We start from the raw sequence: 18,510 nt of genomic DNA, 5'->3' as shown, positions 1-18,510 counted from the left end.
AACGGAATCGACTCCCATTTGTCAGGACTGGCAAGCACAATGGTCGATGATCAGTCGGCGGCCGCCGCGGGCGGTCCGGGAGGTGAGCGGGTGCACAACGGCGAGCACACGGACTCCAAGAAGGCTGCGCCCTGGAGGCGCTCGCCGAACCTGACCGCCTTCGCGGCGGCCGGGGTGCCGCTGCTGCCGCTGGCCGGGCCGGTGGACGACCTCGGGCGGCTGGCTGGCAGTGGCCCGCTGGTGCCCGCGGCGCTCGCTGGTGGGGCCGTCGCCGCGGTCGCCGGGACGATGAGGCGGCGCAGCTCCGGCAAGGGGCACAGGCGCCACCGGAGCGGGGTGAGTCTCGGGCCGCGGGCTCGGGCTTACCTGCGTCGCCGGCCGGGGCCCGGCTACGCCTCCCGCTGGACCCTGTACAAGGACTATGGGCGGCTGTCCGCCCGCCGGGTGGCCAAGTTCGGGCGCAAGTCCCTGACCTGGCAAGACCGGTGGTTCGGGCCGTGGGAGGAGTACGCGAGCTTCCACGGGCGGGCGCAGGGCTGGATCCACCGGTGGGGGGTCTACAGCACGTTCGAGGACCTCACGCTGATGATCGCGCCTCCGCAGGAAGGCAAGTCGCAGAAGGCGGCGGCGTCGCTGGTGGAGGCGCCCGGCCCGGTCGTGGCCACCTCGATTCGCGGTGACCTGATCCGCGACACTGCGGGCCTGCGCGAGCAGGTCGGGAACGTCACGATCTTCAACCCCGAAGGTGTCGGCTCCTACGCCTCCACGATGCGGTGGAACCCGGTGGCGGGCTGCCAGGACATCACCGTCGCCGTCCGGCGGGCCGGTCACATGGTGGAGGCCAGCGAGAACAAGGGGCTGAGCGAAGCCTCGTTCTGGGCCGACTGGGGGTGCATGACCCTGGCCGCGCTGATGCACGCGGCCGCGCTCATGGGCGGGTCCATGCGGCAGGTCTACACCTGGATCCTGGACAAGGAGGAGAGCGACCACCCGCTCTACATCCTGGACGAGCACGCCGGGTCCGACCTGCGGTCGCTGGAGACGCTCCGGTACTTCCAAACCTCCATGGACCAGCGCACGCGCAGCGGCGTGGAGACCACGCTGACCCGCACCCTGCGCTTCATGCTCCACCCGGGCGTGGTCGAGATGCTGCACCCGGTCGCGGGCCCCGGGTTCGACTTTGAGTCGTTCCTGCTGAGCCGGGACACGGTCTATCTAGTGTCCTCGGCGGGCGCGGGGAACGTGACCGCGCCGATCTTCTCGGCGTTCCTGGCCGAGATGAAGGCGACGTCATGGGAACTGGGCAACAAGTACACCAACCGGGACGGTCAGCAGGTCTCGCGGCTGGACCCGCCGCTGACGATCGAGGGCGACGAGCTCGGCAACACCGCACCGATCGCGGTGGATGAGTGGGCGTCGTGGTGCGCGGGGTCGGGGATCCGGATCAACATGTACTTCCAGACCTGGGCGCGCATCGTGGAGCGGTGGGGCCGCGACGGCGCGGACGCGCTGTGGGGCTCGGCCAAATGCAAGATCATCGGCGCGGGCGTCACGGAGGAAAGGCTGCTGGCCAAGGTCGCGCAGCTCAACGGGAAGATCGATGTCCGCGACCCCGACGAGGTCAGCTATGACCAGCGGGGCAATCCGATTCGCCGGCCTCGCTGGGGCGAGGTCGACGCGACCCCGGCCGCAGACATCCGCAAGATCCCGCCCGGTAAGGCACTGGTGCTGCGCAGCACCGCGGCGGCCCCGACGCTGATCACGCTGGTCCAGCTCCGCAAGCGCCGGTACTTCAAGCAGTGGGTGAAGGCGGGGCGGCCCGCGGCCGGGCTGAGCCCGGTCGAGCCGCGGGAGATCCCCCGGCCGCGCCCGGACCTGGCCGTCCGCCCGGAAGAGGTCGACCAGGTACCGGCGGCGCCCGACGAGCTCGGCGCGCGGCGGGCCCGCCGGACACCGGAAGCGGCGCCGCCGCTGCCGCTGCCGACCCGCCCGGGTCCCCCGCCGCTCCCGCAGCACGGGACACCGGCGAGCTCGGGCCCGGCGCCCGGTCCGGCGTCGCCGCCCCCGCTGCCTGAGCCGCCCTCGGCGGTGCCGGACCATCCGATGTGGGGCGCGGGCAAGCGCGGCGACGCCCCGTCCGCCGGTGTGCCGCTGCTGCCGCTGCCGACCCAACCGGCCTCGGCCGAATCGCTGCCGACCGAAGCGACCGCGGACGGGTCGGCGGAAGGGGAGCCCTCGGCGGTTCCGCCCGGGTGGTCGCCGTGGCAGCGCCGCGCGGGCGGTGACCGGTGAGCGGTGACCAGCCGACCGGGGCGGGGCCTGACGTCCCCGCCCCGGCGGGCCCGGCCAAAGACGAGTACCTCGGCGGCCTGGCCAACGCCGGCGCCTCCTCCAGCACGGGCGGCGGGGACTTCGCCTCCGTGCTGTCCGCGCTGTCGGTGGTCTCCACCGAAGTCGGCGAGACCCGCGCTCACCTCGCCGAGCTGCGCGACCACTTCGGCGAGTCCCTCGCCGAGCTCGGCGAGGTGTCCGGCCGGATCAACAAGCTGTCGGCGCTGGCCACGCAGGTGGCGATCCTGTCCGACCGCGTCCAGGCGCTCACCGACAACGGCGGCGGAACCGGCGAGGAACTTGACGCGCGGCCGGTCGACCTGGCCCACATCGACCCCCAAGACCTGCCCGACGTCCTCGGCGCCCTGGTCGCGTGGGTCCGTGAGGTGGTCTTCGTCGGCTGGCCCTGGACACAGCAGACATTGCGCGGCTGCTGGCTCCAGCATCCCGACCTGATCAACGCGATGCTGTGGCTGCGGGCGGCCTACCGGGCGGCCTACGACGACGAGAACGCCCGGCCGCACGCGGCGGCCGACTGGCACCGCTGGCTCGATGACGTCATGACCACCGCCGAGCGACGTACGCGAGGCTGCCCGCAACCGGGGCAGGACACGCCGCACGCGGTGCCGCTGCCGCCGCGCGATGACCTGCCCGCCCTCGAAGACCTCGCCCGCCGCGATGTCCTGGCCGAGATCCACCGCCTGAACCTGCGACGGCAACCCGGTGCCGGCTACCCCGCCGACGCTGTGGCAGACGCGCAACAACGCATCGTCGCCCTGATGGCTGAGCACGGGCTCACCAACGACGACTACAACCAGTACCTTCGCGCCCTCCGCGAGACGGAGGAAGCCCTCGCGCACGCACAGGAGCGCGACGGTAAGGAACACCAGCGCTGACGCCTCCACCAACGACAGGGCCGGTCCCCCATGGGGACCGGCCCTCGACGTCTCTGGGACCCTGCCGGGCGCTCCGGCTCAGCGGAGACGGCCCCACGGGCGGGTGTCAGTACGGGCGAGCAGCCACATGATGGTGTGCTCCACCCCCGTGGCGTAATCCCGGCTGACCTGGGCGCGGACGTGGCCAGCGGCGATGTCTGCGGCCCGCTCCTCCTCCCGGGAGAGCTGCCCGACCGGCGGCGGGTTCTCCTCGGCAGGTTCGCCCGATACCGGCGCAGTCGGTTGCACGCCGGTCGCGAACTCGATCGCCGCCAGGATGCCCCGGCCGAATAGTCGGCTGGTCGGGCTGGTGCTGGGCGCATCCAGGCTGCTCTTTACCTCTTGGTAGAGCTCCACCACCGCGGGCCCTGGGCGAATGATGCCCATCTCCCAGCGGGCCGCTTGCTCGCGGCTGGTCAGTCCGCGCTGCCTGCCTGGCTCGTTCAGTCGCTTCCGCAGCTCGGCGCGTTCCTGGTCGCTGAGGGGAGTGCTGTCGGGCGCCTCAACGTCCTTGAACTGATCCGCGATTTCCCACCACATGGGAGGCGGTTGCAGCTTCCCATCATCGCGGCCGCCGGCGGTGCTCATGGCGTCACGGTAACGCTGGCGGGCGGGGACGGTCATCTCGTCGGGGCTCAGCGGCCTAGCCCTGGCCCATCCCGGCCGGGCTCGGGCGGACGCCGGCGGGGCGCCGGGGTTGGCTTGGGCCGGTCGGAATCGGTACGGCTCCGGCGGAGGCTCTCCTGAATGCTGTGCGGGTAGGAAGCGGCGGCGAGGCGAGCGGCCTCGCGCGCCTGTTCAACGTCGCTGCGCTGCGGCTGCTGGCCTCGGCTGGTCTCGCGGGCCTCCAGCGCGGCGCGTTCGGCCTCGGCCCGCTCGGTCGCTCGCACGTCGATAACCTGGGCGCGTTCGGCTTCGTCGGCGCGGCTGCGTTGCTCGGCTTCGCGGGCCTGCTCGCGCTGCTGCTCGCGCTCGGCCTGGCGGACCTCCGCGATCCCGGCGGCGGCGCGGGCCTTGTCGACAGCCTCGGCGAGATCGCTCGATCCGGGCTCCTCGGTGCGGTCGCCGCTGCCGAACACGTCCAGCGTGAGCTGCCCGGCGTGCACTTCCCGCTCGGCGGCGCGGGGGGCGTCCTCGCGTTCGACGGCAGGGCGTTCGGCGGCCTGGCGGGGCTGCTCCTGCCCCTCGTTCCGGTCGCGCTGGGGCGCCTGGTCCTGCTGGGCGGTGCGGGTCTGTCCGACTCGCTCGCCCGGCTGCTGGGCCTCCTGCTCCTGGACGAATCGGGCGGCCTCGGCGCGTTGACGGCGGGCGGCCTCGTGGATGGCCTGCTGTTCGGGCGTGAGCTGCTCGGGCTGCGGCGGGGGGTCGGCTACCTCGCCGCGCATCCATGCCCGCCGGTGCCGGTCGATGGCGTGCTTCTCCTCCTCGGCGCGGATCATCTCCGGCCACGTCCACCACGGCCGGTCGTTCCAGTCCTGGGCGCGCTCGGCGGCCGGGGCCCGGCCGCTCCAAGCGTCGGCGGCGCGGACCTGCGGGGCATCCAGGTCCAAAACGAGCTGCCCGGCGGGCACCTCCCGCTCGCCGGCGCGAGCGGCCTCGGCGCGCCGCTCCTGCTCGGCTGCGCGAGCGGCCGCGCGCTCCTGCTCGGTGCGGGTCTCGGCGTCGGCCTGGTCGACGTGCAGCGGCGGCAACCGGTCGGCGTCGATGTGCTCGCGGCGCCGAAGTTCGGCATCGGCGCGCATCGCCATCAAGGCCTCCGCCTCGGTCGCCTTGCTCCACGCCTGCCGCGCCTCGTGGATCTCAGTGAGCGCGGCCTCGCGTTGGCGCAGCGTCGCGGCGAGCGTCTCCTGTCCGGCGGCCCGGTCGGCGAGCGCCGCGGCGGCGTCGGCGTCGCGGCTCTGGATCGCGGCGGCGCGGGCGCGCAGCCGGACGGCTTCGGCCTCGCGTTCGCGGGCCTCGCGGGCGACCTTGCCGAGCTCGGGGCCGACGTAGGCGGGCGCCCACTTGGCCGCGCGCTCGTAGCGGGCCCGCATCACCCACAGCTCGCCGTCGCTGGCGCTGCGGATCTCCCGCGAGGCGTCCGGGCGGCCGAGCGCGTCGTGCGCGCCCCACCATGCCGCGCGTTGCTCGGGCGAGGTCCTCGACGGGGCCGGGCCGAGCGCGTCGGTGTCCGAGACGTGCCCGTACTGCTCCCGGTAGGCCATCACCCGGCCCGCGCGCTCGGCCCACCTGGTGCGGGCGGCGACGTCGTCCACCGCCGGCGGCTCGCCGAGCTGCTCGACCAGGAACGCCGGCGGCTGCTGGATGGCGTCATAGCCGAGCTCGGTCTCGCGGAGCTGCTGCTGTGCGGCGAGCTCGGACAGGAACCGGTCGGTCCGCTCGTCGCCGGTCGTCGGGGTCCGCTCGGCCCATGTGGCGCTGATGAGCTCCTCGGCGATCTCCAAGCGGTCCAGGTTGATCCCGCGCTGCTGGGCGGCCTGCCCGATCCGCCACGCCAGCACTTGGGCGAGGGAGTCAGCAGAACCGAGCTCCCGCTCCGTGATGGCCTCGTGGAAGATCGTTTGAGCGTCGCGGCCGCTCATCTCGATCTGGCGCAGCAACCGGCCGAGCGTGCCGAGCGCGTCGTCCTGGCGCAGCGTCTCCGCGTCGCCCGGCGACAGCACACCGGCCTCCCGGGCCCGGCGGATGTACGCCTTCGGGAGCTCCTCGCGGATCTGGTCGGTCCACATCGCCCCTAGGTGCGCCATGTGGCGGGGCCGCTCGCCTTCCTCCACGAGGGCCTCTTGCGCGGTCTGGTCGGCCTCCTGCTGCTCCAGGCACGCCGTAAGGATCGAGATCCTGTCCCCAACAAGCTGCGGGTCCTGGCGCGGGCCTGCGGGCGGCTGCTGCCCGAGTAGCTCGGCGGACCGCTCGCGTGCCTGGTCGGGGCCCGGCCGCATGTCGGCGACGCGCTCGGGCTCGGTGCCGACGTAGGCGACGTTGGACCGGCGGCCGCGCGTCATCATCACGTACAGCATTTCCCGGTTCGTCCCCTGGCCCGGCAGCGCGTGCGCGGTGTCGACCGTGCGGCCCTGCGCTGAGTGCGCCGTCCCGGCGTAGCCGAGTTCCACGTGTTCGCGCACATAGTCACGGCTGAGGGTGACGCGCGCGCCAGGGGTTCCGTCGTCGCCTATCAGGTGGGCAATGATCGACCCGTCTTCGCCCACGGCTCCGACGCGGAGAACATCACGGTTGGTGATCTCTGAGGGCGGGACCTGGTCCGGGTGGGCGGCGCTGAGCTCGGCGGCCGCCCGGCCGCTCGGGTCCTCCTCGATGCTGGTGTTGCGCCGTGCGGTGATGAGGTCGCCGATCGCGGCGCGGTTCCCGTCTCGGAGAGACGTCTCGCGGCCGCCGACGCGGCCGAGCGCGCGGAGTTCCTCACGGATCCGGCCGGAAAGCTCGCTGGCCTGCTCGTTGGTCGCGGCGAGCAGCAGGGTTCGGTGACCGTCGAGGTAGTCGGCGAGGTAGCCCTCGACGGCTGCGGCCTGCATCTGCTCACCGGTGCCGTCAAGAAGTCGGCCGTGCTGGTCGTAGGCGGTCAGCGCCTCCGGCCGCCCCTCGCGCAGCAGCAGCGACGCCTCCCGCTCCCACTGCGCATTGAAACGCACCACGGTCTCCAGGCGGTGGGCGCCGCCGATGTCGACAGCCCGGCGCATCGACCCGCCCGCCTCCGGCGCGCTGAGCTGAGCGTCGTCTCCGGCCCACACGACTTTGGCGCCGGCGGCGTCGGCGAGGGCCTGGATTTGGGCGAGGTGGTCAGTGGTGACCATGGACGCCTCGTCCACCACCACCAGCTGTCCCGGCCTCAGCGACGCCTCGCCCTCGTCCACTGCGCGCAGCCATCGGGCGATGTTCATCGCCTCGTCCAGGCCCTCGCGCTTGAGTACTCCGGCCGCGTTCTGCGAGGTGGTGAGGCCGAGCGCGGGTGTCCGCATCGTCTGGCGCCACGCAGCGGCGAGCCGGGAGACGGTGAAGGACTTACCGGTACCGGCGGCGCCGATCAGCACGTCCGTTCGGCGTCCGGACGTCAGGATCCCGGTGATCACGCGGTGCTGGTCGTCGTAGGGGCGAGGTCCGGCCGCTTCCGGGACGGCTTCGCCGGCGAGCGTGCGGCGCTTGGCCTCCTCGGCGCTGATCCCGACCGCTGCGGCGGCCTGCTCGGCGGTCAAGCGCGGCCCACCGGGGGCGAGCGCGGCCGCCATGAGCGCCGCTTCGCGGTCAAGCTGCCCGGCGGTGGTGTACCGCTCGGCGGCCTGCGCGAGGAACACGCTGCGGCCGTCCTGGCGGCGCAGATCGGCGGGGACGTCGACCACATCGGGGGCGTTGAGCAACCGCACGGCAGCCGGTCCGGCGGGGTCGAGCGCGGCCTCGGTGAGGTCTTCGAGCAGGGCCTCGACCCGCTCGGGGTGCAGCCCGCCCAAGTAGTCGGGGAGGTGCCGGTTGATCGCCCTGGTCAGCTCGTACCGCGTCCATGTCGCCGAGTCCCGCTGCACGTCGGCGATAGCGGCCTGCAAAACGGCGCCCAGGTCGGCGTCGGCGAGCTCCTGCGCCGGCGTCCCGGGCTCGACCTTGCCGAGCGTGTCGGCCGGAACGCCGCTGAGCTCCTGCACCTCCTTGGCGGTGGTGCGCTCCTCCCATTGCCGGAGCTGCTCGGCGGGGGAGGGGGCGTCCTTGCTCTTGGGCTTGGGGTTCTTGGTCTCCTTGGTGACCTCCTGCGCGAGCTTGAACATGGCCCGCGGGGAGGGCTGGCGGCCGTGCGCGGCCACATACGCCTCCACCCGCTTCTCCAGCACGGCAGTGATCTGCGCACGCCGCGAACTGAACTCGGCGATGAGCCCCGGGGAGACTCCGACGACCTCGCGGCCCTGCCCGTCCGGCCGGGCCTTGAACTCCAGGCCGAGACGGCGCGTGAGGAACTCTTCCATGACGCGTTCGCCGTGCGCGGCGGCCGCGGGGCGAGCCCGGTAAATCGCCATGCCGTCTAGGGCCCGCCATTTCCCGTCCGCGCACTGCTGCCGGTTCAAGATGGCCTGATGGACGTGCAATTGCGGGTCGCCGTCGCGGTTGGTGTGCTGCCGGAAACGTCCGACGACCCACCCTCCGCCTTCGATCCACCGGCCGGTGGTGCGGCCCGCGACCTTGGCGCCGTGATACCCGGTTCGGGCCTCGCCGGCGTGCTCCTGGAGATACCGCAGACTCGCGTCAGCTCCAACCATTACGCCGTCCCACACCACGTCGGCGGCCTGCCGGTACTGCGCGGCCAGCGCGGCGTTTCCCTCGGCCTCGGCGCGACGCCCGGCTGCCAGTAGACCGGCATGGACAAGCGTCACGCTCTTAACCGGGCTAAAAGTCGCGTCGTGGTGGATGACCGCCTGCCGGGCCTGGCCTTTCGCTGCAATCCGAAGCTCTTCCCGACGCTCCGGAGACGCCTCCGGCTCACCCTTCAGAGACTTCTCAAGGATGGTCTCCCACGACTGAAAACGGGACTTCCTCCGGCCGAGCCGGGCCTTGTCCTCGGTCGCCACGTCCGGGTCACTGAACGACGGGTCACGCGGATCGAGGAAATGCTCATACAGCGCCTCGAAAACCGCGCCGTCGATCTCCCCGCCGGGCTCCAGGCCGAGCGCCTCGGCACCTCGGCCCCACCACACCCCGGGCGGCTCACCGTGCTCGGCAACCGCTGACAGGTAGTAGTTTTCCGCGCCGCGGCCGACCTGCCGCGTGAGGTACTTGGGGTCGTAGCCGGGAGCGATGCTCAGCACCGGGCGACCCCCTTCGGTGACGGCGGCCCGCGTCCGGGCCGGTGACCAGCGACGCGACGCTAGGAGATCATCGCGCAGCGACCAGCCTACCATGATCATTAATAATGCGTAGGTGTGGGGACTGTGAAGAGCGGTAGCGGGGGAGCGGAGAGGGTGCGATGGTGGAGGGGCGGCAGGGTGCTGGGAGTGGTGGAAGCAGGGAGGGGCGTGGGGTGGTGAGTGATGGGCTGGGCTGGGTGCTGGCGGGTGGTGGGTCGGCTGCTGTCGCCATGGTGGGCGGCTGCCGCGCTCCGCGTGGACTGTTACCGAGCGTGCGGGACGGAGCGGGACGGGACGGCTCCGGAACCGCTGTCGCGCGGCGCGCGAGCGGACGCCGGCCCGCCCCGTACAAGCCCTGGGCGACGCCGCGAACGGCGCCGTACCCGCCTGCCCGCGCGGGAGCGCGGCGGCATTCTTTAACTGTTACCGGCGCGGCGTTCCCGCGCTTTCTCCCCCCGAAAGGAACGCCCTCGTGACTGCCCGTCCTGCGCGCCCTGCGGGCGCGGGAGCATCCGCGCAAGAAATGGCGCGCGGCCTCGCCCGGCAAGGGCGCCGGCGCCGCCTGGTCCTGCTCGCGGTCGGCCTCGCCGCCGTCTTCGTCGCCGCCTGGTGGCTGACCGGCTCGGCACAGGCCGCGCTCGGCCTGGCCGTAATCGCCCTCGGCGCGGCGCTCGCCCGGCCTGCGCTGCGCAATGACGCTGCGGCGAAATGGCGGCGAGGCGCAAAAGGGGAGCGGTCAACCGCGCGGTACCTGCGACCGCTGGAACGGCACGGATACACCGTCCTTCACGATCGCAACCTCGACCGGCCCGGCGATACCGCCAACATTGACCACCTGGTGATCGGGCCCTGCGGGCCGGTCGTGGTCGACTCCAAGAACTGGCACCGAAACACCATGGTCCGGGCCCGGCGCGGCCGGGTCATCGTCGGCCGTACCAAAGGCGCGAAAGTCATCGCCGCAACCGCGATGGAACGGCGCCGCGTCGCGCAAGGACTCTCCGCGGATATCGGCGCGCCGGTAACAGCTCACGCGGTTCTCGCCGTTCACGGGGCGCGGCTGCCGTACTGGCGGCGGCCGGAGATCGAGGGGATCCCGCTGCTGAGGGCCAAACAGGTTCGCCGGTGGATTACCGGCCTGCCGGCCGTCCACGATCCGGCGACCGTGGCGCGGCTGGCGGAGGCTGCGGCCCGCCGGTTCCCGCCCTACATCGCCCCCGCTGACCCTTCCCTGCGGGACTAGAACAGCCCCGGCGTCTGGGCGTACCCGGCGGCGATCGTGGCCGTGATCGCCGCCTCCACGTCCGTCCCGGCGTCCCGCGCCGTCTTGATCGCCTCCCGGATCGCGACCGCGCGGCCGTGGGCGCCGCGGTGGTCGGCCAGCGGGCCCGTGCCCCGATGACGGCGGGCCCGGTAATCCTCGCCGTTGCGGGCGCGCGGGATGAGCTCCCAGTGCTCGGGGTTCTGGCAGCTCGGCTCGTCGCAGCGGTGCCCGATCACCAGGTCCTCGCCGGCGCGGGCAGCGATCGGCCCATGGGTGAGCTGCCACCCGTACACGTGGGCCGTCACCACGATCGACCGTCCGGCGGCCCGAGACGCTTTGAGCTTGCCGTGCCCGGTGTCGGACACGGCGCCGAGCCAGTACCAACACCGGTCCGCTTCGCGCCGGTAGACCCGCGCTTGATAACGGCGGCGGGTCTCGGCGTGGTCGAGCAACTGCCGCCAAATCTCGCCCGGCACCGTCCCGCCGCGCCCGCGGTCGCGGCCACCGGCGGGGACGCCGCTGAGGGTGAGCTGTCCCGCCTCGCTCGACCCTGCCCGCTCGCCGCTCGATCCTCCGGCGGCCGGTTCGGCATATGAAGCGGCGCCCCCGGCGGGTCGCTCGGCGCCCTCGCGGGACCGGTCGGCGTCGTCGGCGGCGACCTCGCCGACGGGTGCCTGAGTCCGCTCGGCGGCGAGCTCGCCGAGCGCGTCCTCGAACGTCAATTGCGTAGGAACGGCGCCGGGCCGGGGGCTCTGCCGCGTCATCGCAATCAGCTCTCCTTGTTGCGGCGGCCGCGCGTGCCCTTGGCGGGCGTCGGCTCCTCAGCCTCGCCGGGCTCGCCGGTGGCGGTGAGCTGGTCGGCGAGGCGGTCGGCGCGGGCCTCGGCCTTCTCGGCGCGGGCGGCGGCCTGGTCGGCGAGGCGCTCGGCGCGTTCGGCGCGGGCCTGCTGGTCGGCGAGGCGCTCGGCGGCGAGGCCGCGCTCGCGGTCGGCTCCGGCGCGCACATCGGCGACCTGCTGCGCGGCCTCCTCGCGCACTCGGGCGATCTCCTCACGCGCCGCGGCTAGGTCGGCTCGCGCGGTGCTGCGGTCGCGGTCGGCGTCGGTCCGCGCCCGGTCCAGCTCGGCCCGGAGCTCCTCGGCGGCGGTGTGCGCCTGGGCGGCCCGCTGCTCGGCGGCGGTGACGCGCCGCTCGGCCTCGCTTCGGGTCTGCTCGGCCTCGGCGCGGGCCTGCTCCACCTCCGAGCGGGCCCGCTCGACCTGCGCGGCCGCCGCGCGCTCGGCGCCGGCGCGGGCCTGATCGGCGGCGGCGATCTGCTGCGCGGCCTCCTCGCGAGCTCGTACGATCTCGGCCTCGGCGTCGGCCTGGGCCTGCTCGGCGGCCTGCCGCGCGGCGGCGACCTCGGCGGCCGCTTCCTCTCGCACCCGGGCCGCTTCGGTCTCGGTCTCAGCCCGGATCGCGGTCACGCGCTCCTCGGCCTCGGCCCGCGCGGCGGCGATCTGCTCGGCGGCCTGGTCCTGGGCGACCTGCGCGGCGGCGCGGGCCTGTTCGGTCTCGCTGTGCGCGGCGGCGACCTGTTCGGCGGTGTCGGCGGTGATCCGCTCGACTTCGGAGCGGGCGGCGGCGACCCGCTCGTCTGCGGCCTGCTGCGCGGCGGCAAGGCGTTCGTCGGCCTCGACGGCGGCGGCGCGGGCCTCGGCGGCTTCGGTCTCGGCGACCTGGCGGCGCTGGGCCTCGCGGGCGAGCTCGGCGCGGGCGGCGCTGATCTGCTCGGCAGCCTCGGCCTGCACCGCTTCGATCTGCGCCTCGGCGGCCTCGGGGTCGCCGGCCGCGCGCAGCGCGGACAGCATCCCCTCCATCCGGGCCGCGAAGCGCTCCATGTCGGCCACGACGTCCCGCCTGATCTGCGCGGCGCGGGCGGCCGCCATCGTCACCGGGCGGTCCAGGTCACCCGGCTCGACGGCCTCGGCGCCGCCGCCGGCGGCCCGTGCCCGGTCCAGGCGCTGCCGCTCACGGAACGCGCTGAGCGCGGTGTGCGCGGGTCGCCCCTGGTCGTCGCGCTGGTCGCAGTACTTCGGCTTGGCGCCGCGGTGGTCGGGTCCCACGCGGCGCGGCTCGTTGGTGCATCCGGGATAGGCGCACGTCGCCCCGGCGGGCTGCTCGCCGGGCTGCTGGTCGACGCCTGCGGGCTGGACGGTCGGGCCGTTGTCTTCGCTCATACCCTCATCATATCAGCATTGCATAGCATTGCGCTATGCAATGAGATGAAATAATGAAATGCAATGTTGAAATGATGATCTCGTCTGTCGTCCGATTCCGGCCCCGTCCAGGGCGCCGCCTGGAGCGCCGTTTGCGTTCGGAAGACGGTCAGGCGGCGGGGACGTACGGTGAGCGCGTCCCCCTACCGCGAGCGGAAGGACCCCCCGCGAGTGAACCTGTTCGAGCGCTTCTCCAAGGTCGAGCGTGAAGCGGCGCGGGCCGTCAGAGCCGAGCACAAGAAGAAGGAACGGGAGGCAAGGGACGAACGCCAGGAGCGGCTGGACAAGGCGGCGGGGGTGGCGTCGGTCGAGGTGGTCTGCCATGCCGACACCTGGGACTTTGTGCGGACGAAGGCGCCCAGGTTTGAAGGTCGGCCCTTCAGCTTCTTCTCCGGTACGGGTGACAGGCTTGATCCCGAGCCTGATGCTGACGGGCTGGTCCACATCACCCTGTCGGGCCCGAACCTGGTCAAGCTTCTGGACTGGATGTGGTCCGCCTCCCAGAGCACGGACCCGGTCGAGCGCGCTCTTGCAAAGCGCATCTACAACGGCGCCGCCGCGGTGGTCGACACCGTCGACCCGTCGGTCCAGCCAGGACTGGCGCTTCCGCCGATCGTCATCGACGACCGAGTCCCGCCGCCTGCGTAGCGCGCCGGCCTGGACGTCGGCGTCAAGCCTGCTCGCCCGCCAACGGCACCCAGCGGATAATGAGCGTTATCCGCTGGGCTGCCTGTCGTACTCAGCGGATAACGTGCTTCGGGAGCCCTCGACGGCGGGGGCGAAACTCAGCGGATAACAGCGGGGGCGCGGTGGACACCAGGAGCGGGCCGGGCTGGAGCACCGCGGCGGACGCGCCGGACGGGGTCTGGACGGTGGAGCGGTTGGACGAGGAGCTCTCGATCGGGCTCGCCGGGTGGTGGGTGGACGTCATCGAGCCGGTGTCCGGGCCGCGCGTCCATTACGGGGTCTGCCCGCGCTGCCGGGCGATGGTCTGGTACGACGGCGACGCGCCCGCCAGTGGCCCGGACGATGGGCTCAAGGCTCACGAGGCGTGGCACGCCGCGACCGATCACCCGGTCCCGGCCGAGCTGGTCCGCGAGCGGGAGCGGCTCCTCGCCTCCCGCACGGGCGGCGCCCGCTGATGGCGGCCGGTAACAGCCGGACCGGGGACGGCGGCGAGGTGATCGCGCTGCGGCCGGACGCCGAGCCGTACACCACGGCGGCGGGCGCGCTCGCGGCGGTCTCGGGCGAGCTGTCGGCGGCCGCCGTCGCCGGCGCCGTGGCGGACGCGGGCCGCGCCCTGGTCGACGTCGAGCGGCACCTCGACCGGGCGGCGCTGTCGGCGCACACGGTGCGGGCGTACCGGCGGGCCTGCCGGGCGTTCGTGGCGTGGCTGGCCGAGCGCGGCGCCGAGCTGCACCCGGACGCCTTCGCCGATGTGATCGGCGCGGACGCCGCGGTGAGCGCCTGGCGCCGGTCACGGCTGGACGCGCGGGCCTCGGTCGCCACGGTCAATCAGGAGCGGGCGGCGGTGGCGCTGATGTACGAGCTCGCGGGCCTGCGCCTGGGTATCAAGGCGCTGCGGGTCGCCCCGCCCGGCGAGCCGGACGCCCTGGAGGAGCGGGAGGCCGGCGCGGTCGAGCGCGCGGCCGCGCGGCGCGGGGCTCGGGACCGGGCGATCGTGGCGGTGCTGCTGTACTCCGGCGCCCGGGTGGAGGAGTGCGCACGGCTGCGGGTGGAGGACGTCGCGGTGACCGCGCGGACCGGAACCGTGCGGCTGCATGGCAAGCGCGACCAGGTGCGCATCGTTCCGATCCCGGCGCCGGCCCGCGCCGCGCTGCTGGACTACCTCGCCGAGCGCGGCCGCCATGACGGGCCGCTGTGGGGCGGGCAGCGCGGGCCCCTGACGATCTCCGGGATCACTCAGGTGGTGCTCGCGGTCGGCGAGGACGCCGGGGTCGCCGACCTGCGGCCGCACCGGCTCCGGCACACCTACGGCACCCGGTTGCGCCGCGACGGCGCCGACCCTGCCCAGGTGCAATACCTCCTCGGCCACGCTGACCTCAAGACCGCCGGTCGCTACTTCCGCGCCGGGCAACACGAGGTCGCCGAGCTGGTCGAGCGGGTCTACGGGGACGGTGTGTGACCCGCCCCGGGCGGCTGGTCGGGCAACCACTTGGCCTGTACCTCCCGTGCCGCGTTCAAGGCGGCGCGGCCGACCGTCCGGCCGGATGGGTCGTCCGTGGTGTCCAGGGCAACATAGATCGCGGCCTCCACGGTGTCCCATGCCTCGGTGAGCTGGCGTTTGGTCATCACGCCGGACCGGCTCAGCCTCCGGTAGATCAACCGGGTCTGCCGTATCAGTTCCTCGTAGGTGGCCCCGTCGTCTCCTGCGCCGCTGGCGGGTGGCTCCGTCATGGGCTCAACGCTGCCACCGTTCCGGGCGATCCGGGGATCAGTCCCAGAACCGCGGCAGGCCCCCCGGGGGGTCCCTGGGGGCCTGCTCTCACCCGCTGATCAGTCGTCTATGCAGCTCGGGCGGGGGTTGTGGTCGTCGTCGCCGCAGACCCAGCACCACAGGCCGGTCTCCTGGTCGTCGTCGTCCTGGTCGTCGTGGTGGATCGTCGCTCCTGTGCGCTTCACGGGGTTCCCTCCTGGTCGTTTGATTCTCCGTGGGTGGCGGGGGTCGGTGCTACCGCGCCCCGGTGTCGCGGTGGACGACGGGCTTGTGCATGTCGCGGTGGGTCAGCGTGACGTCCAGGCCGTGGGCCTCGGCCAGAGAGGTGGCCAGCAGCTCGCCCACGGTGGCGGCGCGGTGGCGGCCGCCGGCGCATCCCACGGCGATGGTGACGGGCCCGGCGGACGGCCCGGCGAGGTAGGCCAGCACGGCGCCCTCGACGCCGTCGAGCAGGGGCAGGATGCCGGGCGTGGTGCGCACCGCCTCGTGGACGGCGGCGTCCCGGGCGGTCAGGTGCCGCAGCGCCGGGTTGACGTGCGGGTCCCGGAAGTGCACGCGCAGGTCAACGGTCAGATGCGCGCTCGGCGGGGCGCCGTGCAGGTAGCCGAACGTGACGACGTGGACGGGGTTCTCGTGCTCCATGATCGGGGTCATCCTTTCGCGAGATCCGGGGGGCAGTTTTAAAACTGCATTACCGGGGTTCGGGTGGGGGTCCAGGGCTTGGGGCCGCCCGGGTGGTCTCCGGGCCGGGGGCGGGAGAAGTCGCCGCGGCGGCCGCCCCAGCGGCGGCGCTCCAGCTCGGCGTGATTGGGTCGGCGTGCCAGGTCGCGCACCCGGGCGGCCATCGGCGCCCACTCCCGCGCCATGTCGGCCTCGGCCTGGGCGTAGCCGACATCGCGACCGGCGGCGAATCCGAGCCGGTACGCCTCGGCGAACACCTCGGCGAGGATCTCGGCGGGGATGCCTGCGGCCGCCGCGCGGCTGGTGATGTCGACCATTGTGCTTACCTCCTCCAGATCAGGGCGAGGGACAGGACCGCAGTCAGCAGGCACAAAGCCAGGAACGCCACCATCAGGCCGCCGCCGTCGAGATAGCCGCACGCGCCGCGGCGGCCACCTGCTCGGGGTCGCCGGCGGGGACCTTCACGACCTCCACGCGGCCGCCGTCGCCGTAGGCGTTCCAGTTCGCCACGGTGCGCGCGGCGTGCTGGCGGGCGGCTCGGCAGGGGACGCCGGCGCGGTAATGCGGGTCGTAGGTGTCATCACAGTCCCGGCAGGTCCAGCCGTTGGCGTAGACGTTGCCGCCGCCCTGGGCGCTGACGGCCAGATAGACGGTGGTCTGCCGGTCCGTGTTCGCTGCCATGTTCCATCTCCCTGCGTGCGGCCCCTTGTTGACCTCTCCAGTGTAGCAGTTTTAAAACTGCACTGCTAGTGAGCTGCGGTTTCTTCTCCTCCGAGGGTGCGCCGGCCGCGGCTGCGGGCGGCTTCGCCGCGGCCTGTTCGCGAGCTCGGCGCGCTGCTTGACGCGCCTACCTCAATGATCAGAAATCGCCGAGCTTGAACCCCGGCCCGGGGCGAGGCCGGGGCCTGCGTGCGGGGGGCTCGCCGTCCACCTGGCAGCGTTGTGAGCCTCAACGCTTGGCGCCATTCCAGCCCGGCCACGCGCTGGAACCCGGCCCGCGTGGTGTCGTCCTCCTGGCGGCCGCGTGGCCTGCTGGTGGCGAGCTCGGCTCGGGCGGCCTGTTCCCGGCCCCGTGCTCCAGCAGCAGCCGGGCGGCAACCGGCCCCCGTGCCTCCCCTCCCTCCGCCCCCTTTTTCCTCCCGAGCCGACAACAGAGTTCAGCCAGCGGGCCGCATGGTTCTGTCAAGGGTTCGTCGCTTGCGATCGCGAAGCGACCCGGAGGGCGGTTCCTTGACGGGTTCTGCGGCCCGCGGACCATCCGGCCTCGGGTCGGGAGGGAAAAGGGGGGCGGCCGCAGGCCGCCGTCAGCCCGGAGGGCTGTGGTGCGCTGCGCGGGCTGTTACCCGGTGCTCGCTTTAGCTTGCAACCTGTCGCCCCTCCTCCAGAATCGAGACCATGCCTGCTCTGTCTCACATCTGGATCTGTGCCTCCATGTCGGAGGTCATCCGCGCCGACCGCCTCGTCTCGCTGTTCGTTTCCGATGGTTCGCCGGACAATCGGACCGCAGAGACCAGCAGATCGGGGGTGTTGTGGGCCCACGTCGCTGGCCGGTCCGAACCGGTGCGCGTCGACGGGTTCACCGGCATCAGCGCGGCCGAACTGCTGGACGCTGTCACCAGGGCGCTCTTCGAGGCTGAGCACCTTTCATTCTTCACCGGTTCGGCGGCTTACATCCGTCTGCATCACACCGATGACCGGCTCCCGGTCACCAGCGTGAAGCTCTATGACTCCGACGGGTCGGGGGTCGCTCAGGGATGAGAGATCTGATGAATCGCCTGCTGGGCAGCCTGGACAAGGCGCGGCCGCGCTACGGGTACGGGCGCGGCCGCCGGCCGCTGTGGGATGAACGCAACCGTGATGCCGAACGTATCCGCCGTGCCCTGCGCAGGGCCGGGCTCAAAGAGTTCGGCGAGGACGGCGGCGGGTTCGTGGTCGAGAACGGCGAGGACGGGGGCCCCTTCCCCGTCGCCGCCGCCCTCGACGCCGGTCTCGACGGAGTGAACGTCAGGGCTTTGATGGACGACTACACCCGGGCGCTGACCGCTCAGGGCTGGCGGGTCGGTCCCGACACCGGCCCCGATCCCCAGGAACAGATCTTGGAAGTCTGGATAACTCCGCGCTGATTCGGGCTTGCCCGCTCGTCAGTGCTGGGGGTCGGCGTCCGGCTCGTCGTCCTGGTCCTCGTCGTCATGGTCGGGCTCGGCCGGGCTGCCGGATGATCTCGGCGGCGAGCGGGCCAAACGGGGCGGGCCCGGTGGCGCGGTCGCGAGCGGCGTTCACCTGGCGGGAGCGGGTGCGGCCGAGCACCTGGGCGGCGGGCGGCGGTGTGGGGGTGGGTGCGGTCTGCTGGTCGGGGCGGTGCGGGGCAGCGGTTCCGGCTGCCCATCCGGCCATGGCGGCGGCGTTGTCGGCGGCCTGCTGGAGTTCGCGCAGGTCGGCGACGGTGAGCTCGGACGCCTCGGGGACGGCGGCAGGGTGCTGGGGTTCGGTGCTGGGCTGGTGCGGCGGCAGGCAGGCGGGGCCGGGCAGCATCACGCCGAGCCCCTGCCGGACGGCGGGCGCGGTGCCGGTGGTCTTGGGCCTGGTCGGGGCGGCGGGCTTGCGGGCTTGGGCGGCGCGGCGGCGCGCCTGCTGGACGCCGGCGAGGCGGCCGCGGGCGGCGAGGCGGGCGAGCAGTTCGGCGCGGACGGCGCTGATCTGGGCGGCGGGCAAAGTCGGAGGCCAAGCGGTCTTAGGAAGACAATTCC

17 protein-coding genes are annotated in these 18,510 nt (G+C 73.2%); 8 read left to right on the top strand and 9 right to left on the bottom strand.

Going from position 1 to position 18,510, the window contains the following annotated elements:
- The first annotated feature begins 39 nt into the window (after positions 1–39).
- Positions 40–2,292 carry a type IV secretory system conjugative DNA transfer family protein gene (locus ABD944_RS39155; protein WP_345186444.1) on the top strand — a complete coding sequence of 751 codons (2,253 nt, stop codon included), beginning with the start codon at positions 40–42 and terminating at the stop codon, positions 2,290–2,292.
- Positions 2,289–3,227, top strand: coding sequence for a hypothetical protein (locus ABD944_RS39150; protein ID WP_345186441.1), 939 nt, complete (start codon positions 2,289–2,291; stop codon positions 3,225–3,227). Before ABD944_RS39155 ends, ABD944_RS39150 begins: the two co-directional genes overlap by 4 nt.
- 78 nt (positions 3,228–3,305) lie before the next feature.
- Here ABD944_RS39150 and ABD944_RS39145 read toward each other — a convergent pair whose 3' ends face one another.
- The gene (locus tag ABD944_RS39145; protein ID WP_345186439.1) at positions 3,306–3,854 is read right to left on the bottom strand and encodes a hypothetical protein; all 549 of its coding nucleotides are present in this window, start codon (positions 3,852–3,854) and stop codon (positions 3,306–3,308) included.
- Between the two features lie 47 nt (positions 3,855–3,901).
- On the bottom strand, positions 3,902–9,160 hold the full coding sequence (gene mobF / locus ABD944_RS39140) for a MobF family relaxase (RefSeq protein WP_345186515.1): 5,259 nt from the start codon (positions 9,158–9,160) through the stop codon (positions 3,902–3,904).
- A gap of 469 nt (positions 9,161–9,629) precedes the next feature.
- Between mobF and ABD944_RS39135 the strand changes: the two genes are divergently transcribed.
- Positions 9,630–10,346 carry a nuclease-related domain-containing protein gene (locus ABD944_RS39135; protein ID WP_345186436.1) on the top strand — a complete coding sequence of 239 codons (717 nt, stop codon included), beginning with the start codon at positions 9,630–9,632 and terminating at the stop codon, positions 10,344–10,346.
- On the opposite strand, the gene ABD944_RS39130 is transcribed toward ABD944_RS39135, so the two are convergent.
- Both ABD944_RS39130 and ABD944_RS39125 read right to left on the bottom strand, forming a co-directional pair.
- Positions 10,343–11,131, bottom strand: a complete 789-nt coding sequence (locus ABD944_RS39130) for an HNH endonuclease family protein (protein WP_345186433.1) — start codon at positions 11,129–11,131, stop codon at positions 10,343–10,345. The two genes, ABD944_RS39135 and ABD944_RS39130, sit on opposite strands and share 4 nt — an antisense overlap.
- Before the next feature lie 5 nt (positions 11,132–11,136).
- The gene (locus tag ABD944_RS39125; RefSeq protein WP_345186430.1) at positions 11,137–12,585 is read right to left on the bottom strand and encodes a hypothetical protein; all 1,449 of its coding nucleotides are present in this window, start codon (positions 12,583–12,585) and stop codon (positions 11,137–11,139) included.
- Positions 12,586–12,795: 210 nt separating this feature from the next.
- On the opposite strand from ABD944_RS39125, the gene ABD944_RS39120 reads away from it, so the two are divergent.
- The 3 genes from ABD944_RS39120 (at position 12,796) to ABD944_RS39110 (ending at position 14,770) form a co-directional block, all read left to right on the top strand.
- Entirely contained in the window at positions 12,796–13,272 is a 477-nt protein-coding gene (locus ABD944_RS39120) for a hypothetical protein (RefSeq protein WP_345186428.1), read from the top strand.
- Positions 13,273–13,433: 161 nt separating this feature from the next.
- Positions 13,434–13,766, top strand: a complete 333-nt coding sequence (locus ABD944_RS39115; RefSeq protein WP_345186425.1) for a hypothetical protein — start codon at positions 13,434–13,436, stop codon at positions 13,764–13,766.
- Complete coding sequence (locus ABD944_RS39110; protein WP_345186422.1) at positions 13,766–14,770, top strand: tyrosine-type recombinase/integrase; 1,005 nt, start codon at positions 13,766–13,768, stop codon at positions 14,768–14,770. The genes ABD944_RS39115 and ABD944_RS39110 overlap by 1 nt, the downstream gene beginning before the upstream one ends.
- Here the strand turns inward: ABD944_RS39110 and ABD944_RS39105 are convergent.
- The 5 genes from ABD944_RS39105 to ABD944_RS39085 form a co-directional block, all read right to left on the bottom strand.
- The gene (locus ABD944_RS39105) at positions 14,752–15,042 is read right to left on the bottom strand and encodes a hypothetical protein (protein WP_345186419.1); all 291 of its coding nucleotides are present in this window, start codon (positions 15,040–15,042) and stop codon (positions 14,752–14,754) included. The genes ABD944_RS39110 and ABD944_RS39105 overlap by 19 nt on opposite strands.
- Positions 15,043–15,141: 99 nt before the next feature.
- The gene (locus ABD944_RS39100; RefSeq protein ID WP_345186417.1) at positions 15,142–15,267 is read right to left on the bottom strand and encodes a hypothetical protein; all 126 of its coding nucleotides are present in this window, start codon (positions 15,265–15,267) and stop codon (positions 15,142–15,144) included.
- Between the two features lie 49 nt (positions 15,268–15,316).
- Positions 15,317–15,724 carry a RapZ C-terminal domain-containing protein gene (locus ABD944_RS39095; RefSeq protein ID WP_345186415.1) on the bottom strand — a complete coding sequence of 136 codons (408 nt, stop codon included), beginning with the start codon at positions 15,722–15,724 and terminating at the stop codon, positions 15,317–15,319.
- Between the two features lie 38 nt (positions 15,725–15,762).
- Positions 15,763–16,080: a FliH/SctL family protein gene (locus tag ABD944_RS39090; RefSeq protein WP_345186413.1), complete on the bottom strand. Its 318-nt coding sequence runs from the start codon at positions 16,078–16,080 to the stop codon at positions 15,763–15,765.
- A 73-nt stretch (positions 16,081–16,153) separates the two neighbouring features.
- Positions 16,154–16,444 carry a hypothetical protein gene (locus ABD944_RS39085; RefSeq protein WP_345186410.1) on the bottom strand — a complete coding sequence of 97 codons (291 nt, stop codon included), beginning with the start codon at positions 16,442–16,444 and terminating at the stop codon, positions 16,154–16,156.
- A 750-nt stretch (positions 16,445–17,194) separates the two neighbouring features.
- Between ABD944_RS39085 and ABD944_RS39080 the strand changes: the two genes are divergently transcribed.
- Positions 17,195–17,521: a hypothetical protein gene (locus ABD944_RS39080; RefSeq protein WP_345186407.1), complete on the top strand. Its 327-nt coding sequence runs from the start codon at positions 17,195–17,197 to the stop codon at positions 17,519–17,521.
- Positions 17,522–17,529: 8 nt separating this feature from the next.
- A complete protein-coding gene (locus tag ABD944_RS39075; RefSeq protein WP_345186406.1) occupies positions 17,530–17,886 on the top strand; it encodes a hypothetical protein in 357 nt (118 codons plus the stop codon).
- The last annotated feature ends 624 nt before the right edge of the window (positions 17,887–18,510 follow it).

The organism is Actinomadura verrucosospora, assembly GCF_039540335.1.
In the GTDB taxonomy this organism is placed as follows: domain Bacteria; phylum Actinomycetota; class Actinomycetes; order Streptosporangiales; family Streptosporangiaceae; genus Spirillospora; species Spirillospora verrucosospora.
This window is presented reverse-complemented; position numbering and strand designations above follow the sequence as displayed.

What these genes read in the sequence shown, in the direction of transcription:
- ABD944_RS39135 (WP_345186436.1), top strand. Translation starts at nt 9,630, where the DNA reads ATGGCGCGCGGCCTCGCCCGGCAAGGGCGCCGGCGCCGCCTGGTCCTG.
- ABD944_RS39095 (WP_345186415.1), bottom strand. Translation starts at nt 15,724, where the DNA reads ATGGAGCACGAGAACCCCGTCCACGTCGTCACGTTCGGCTACCTGCAC.
- ABD944_RS39145 (WP_345186439.1), bottom strand. Translation starts at nt 3,854, where the DNA reads ATGAGCACCGCCGGCGGCCGCGATGATGGGAAGCTGCAACCGCCTCCC.
- ABD944_RS39110 (WP_345186422.1), top strand. Translation starts at nt 13,766, where the DNA reads ATGGCGGCCGGTAACAGCCGGACCGGGGACGGCGGCGAGGTGATCGCG.
- ABD944_RS39130 (WP_345186433.1), bottom strand. Translation starts at nt 11,131, where the DNA reads ATGACGCGGCAGAGCCCCCGGCCCGGCGCCGTTCCTACGCAATTGACG.
- ABD944_RS39085 (WP_345186410.1), bottom strand. Translation starts at nt 16,444, where the DNA reads ATGGCAGCGAACACGGACCGGCAGACCACCGTCTATCTGGCCGTCAGC.
- ABD944_RS39080 (WP_345186407.1), top strand. Translation starts at nt 17,195, where the DNA reads ATGTCGGAGGTCATCCGCGCCGACCGCCTCGTCTCGCTGTTCGTTTCC.
- ABD944_RS39075 (WP_345186406.1), top strand. Translation starts at nt 17,530, where the DNA reads ATGAATCGCCTGCTGGGCAGCCTGGACAAGGCGCGGCCGCGCTACGGG.
- ABD944_RS39125 (WP_345186430.1), bottom strand. Translation starts at nt 12,585, where the DNA reads ATGAGCGAAGACAACGGCCCGACCGTCCAGCCCGCAGGCGTCGACCAG.
- ABD944_RS39090 (WP_345186413.1), bottom strand. Translation starts at nt 16,080, where the DNA reads ATGGTCGACATCACCAGCCGCGCGGCGGCCGCAGGCATCCCCGCCGAG.
- mobF (WP_345186515.1), bottom strand. Translation starts at nt 9,160, where the DNA reads ATGGTAGGCTGGTCGCTGCGCGATGATCTCCTAGCGTCGCGTCGCTGG.
- ABD944_RS39155 (WP_345186444.1), top strand. Translation starts at nt 40, where the DNA reads ATGGTCGATGATCAGTCGGCGGCCGCCGCGGGCGGTCCGGGAGGTGAG.
- ABD944_RS39105 (WP_345186419.1), bottom strand. Translation starts at nt 15,042, where the DNA reads ATGACGGAGCCACCCGCCAGCGGCGCAGGAGACGACGGGGCCACCTAC.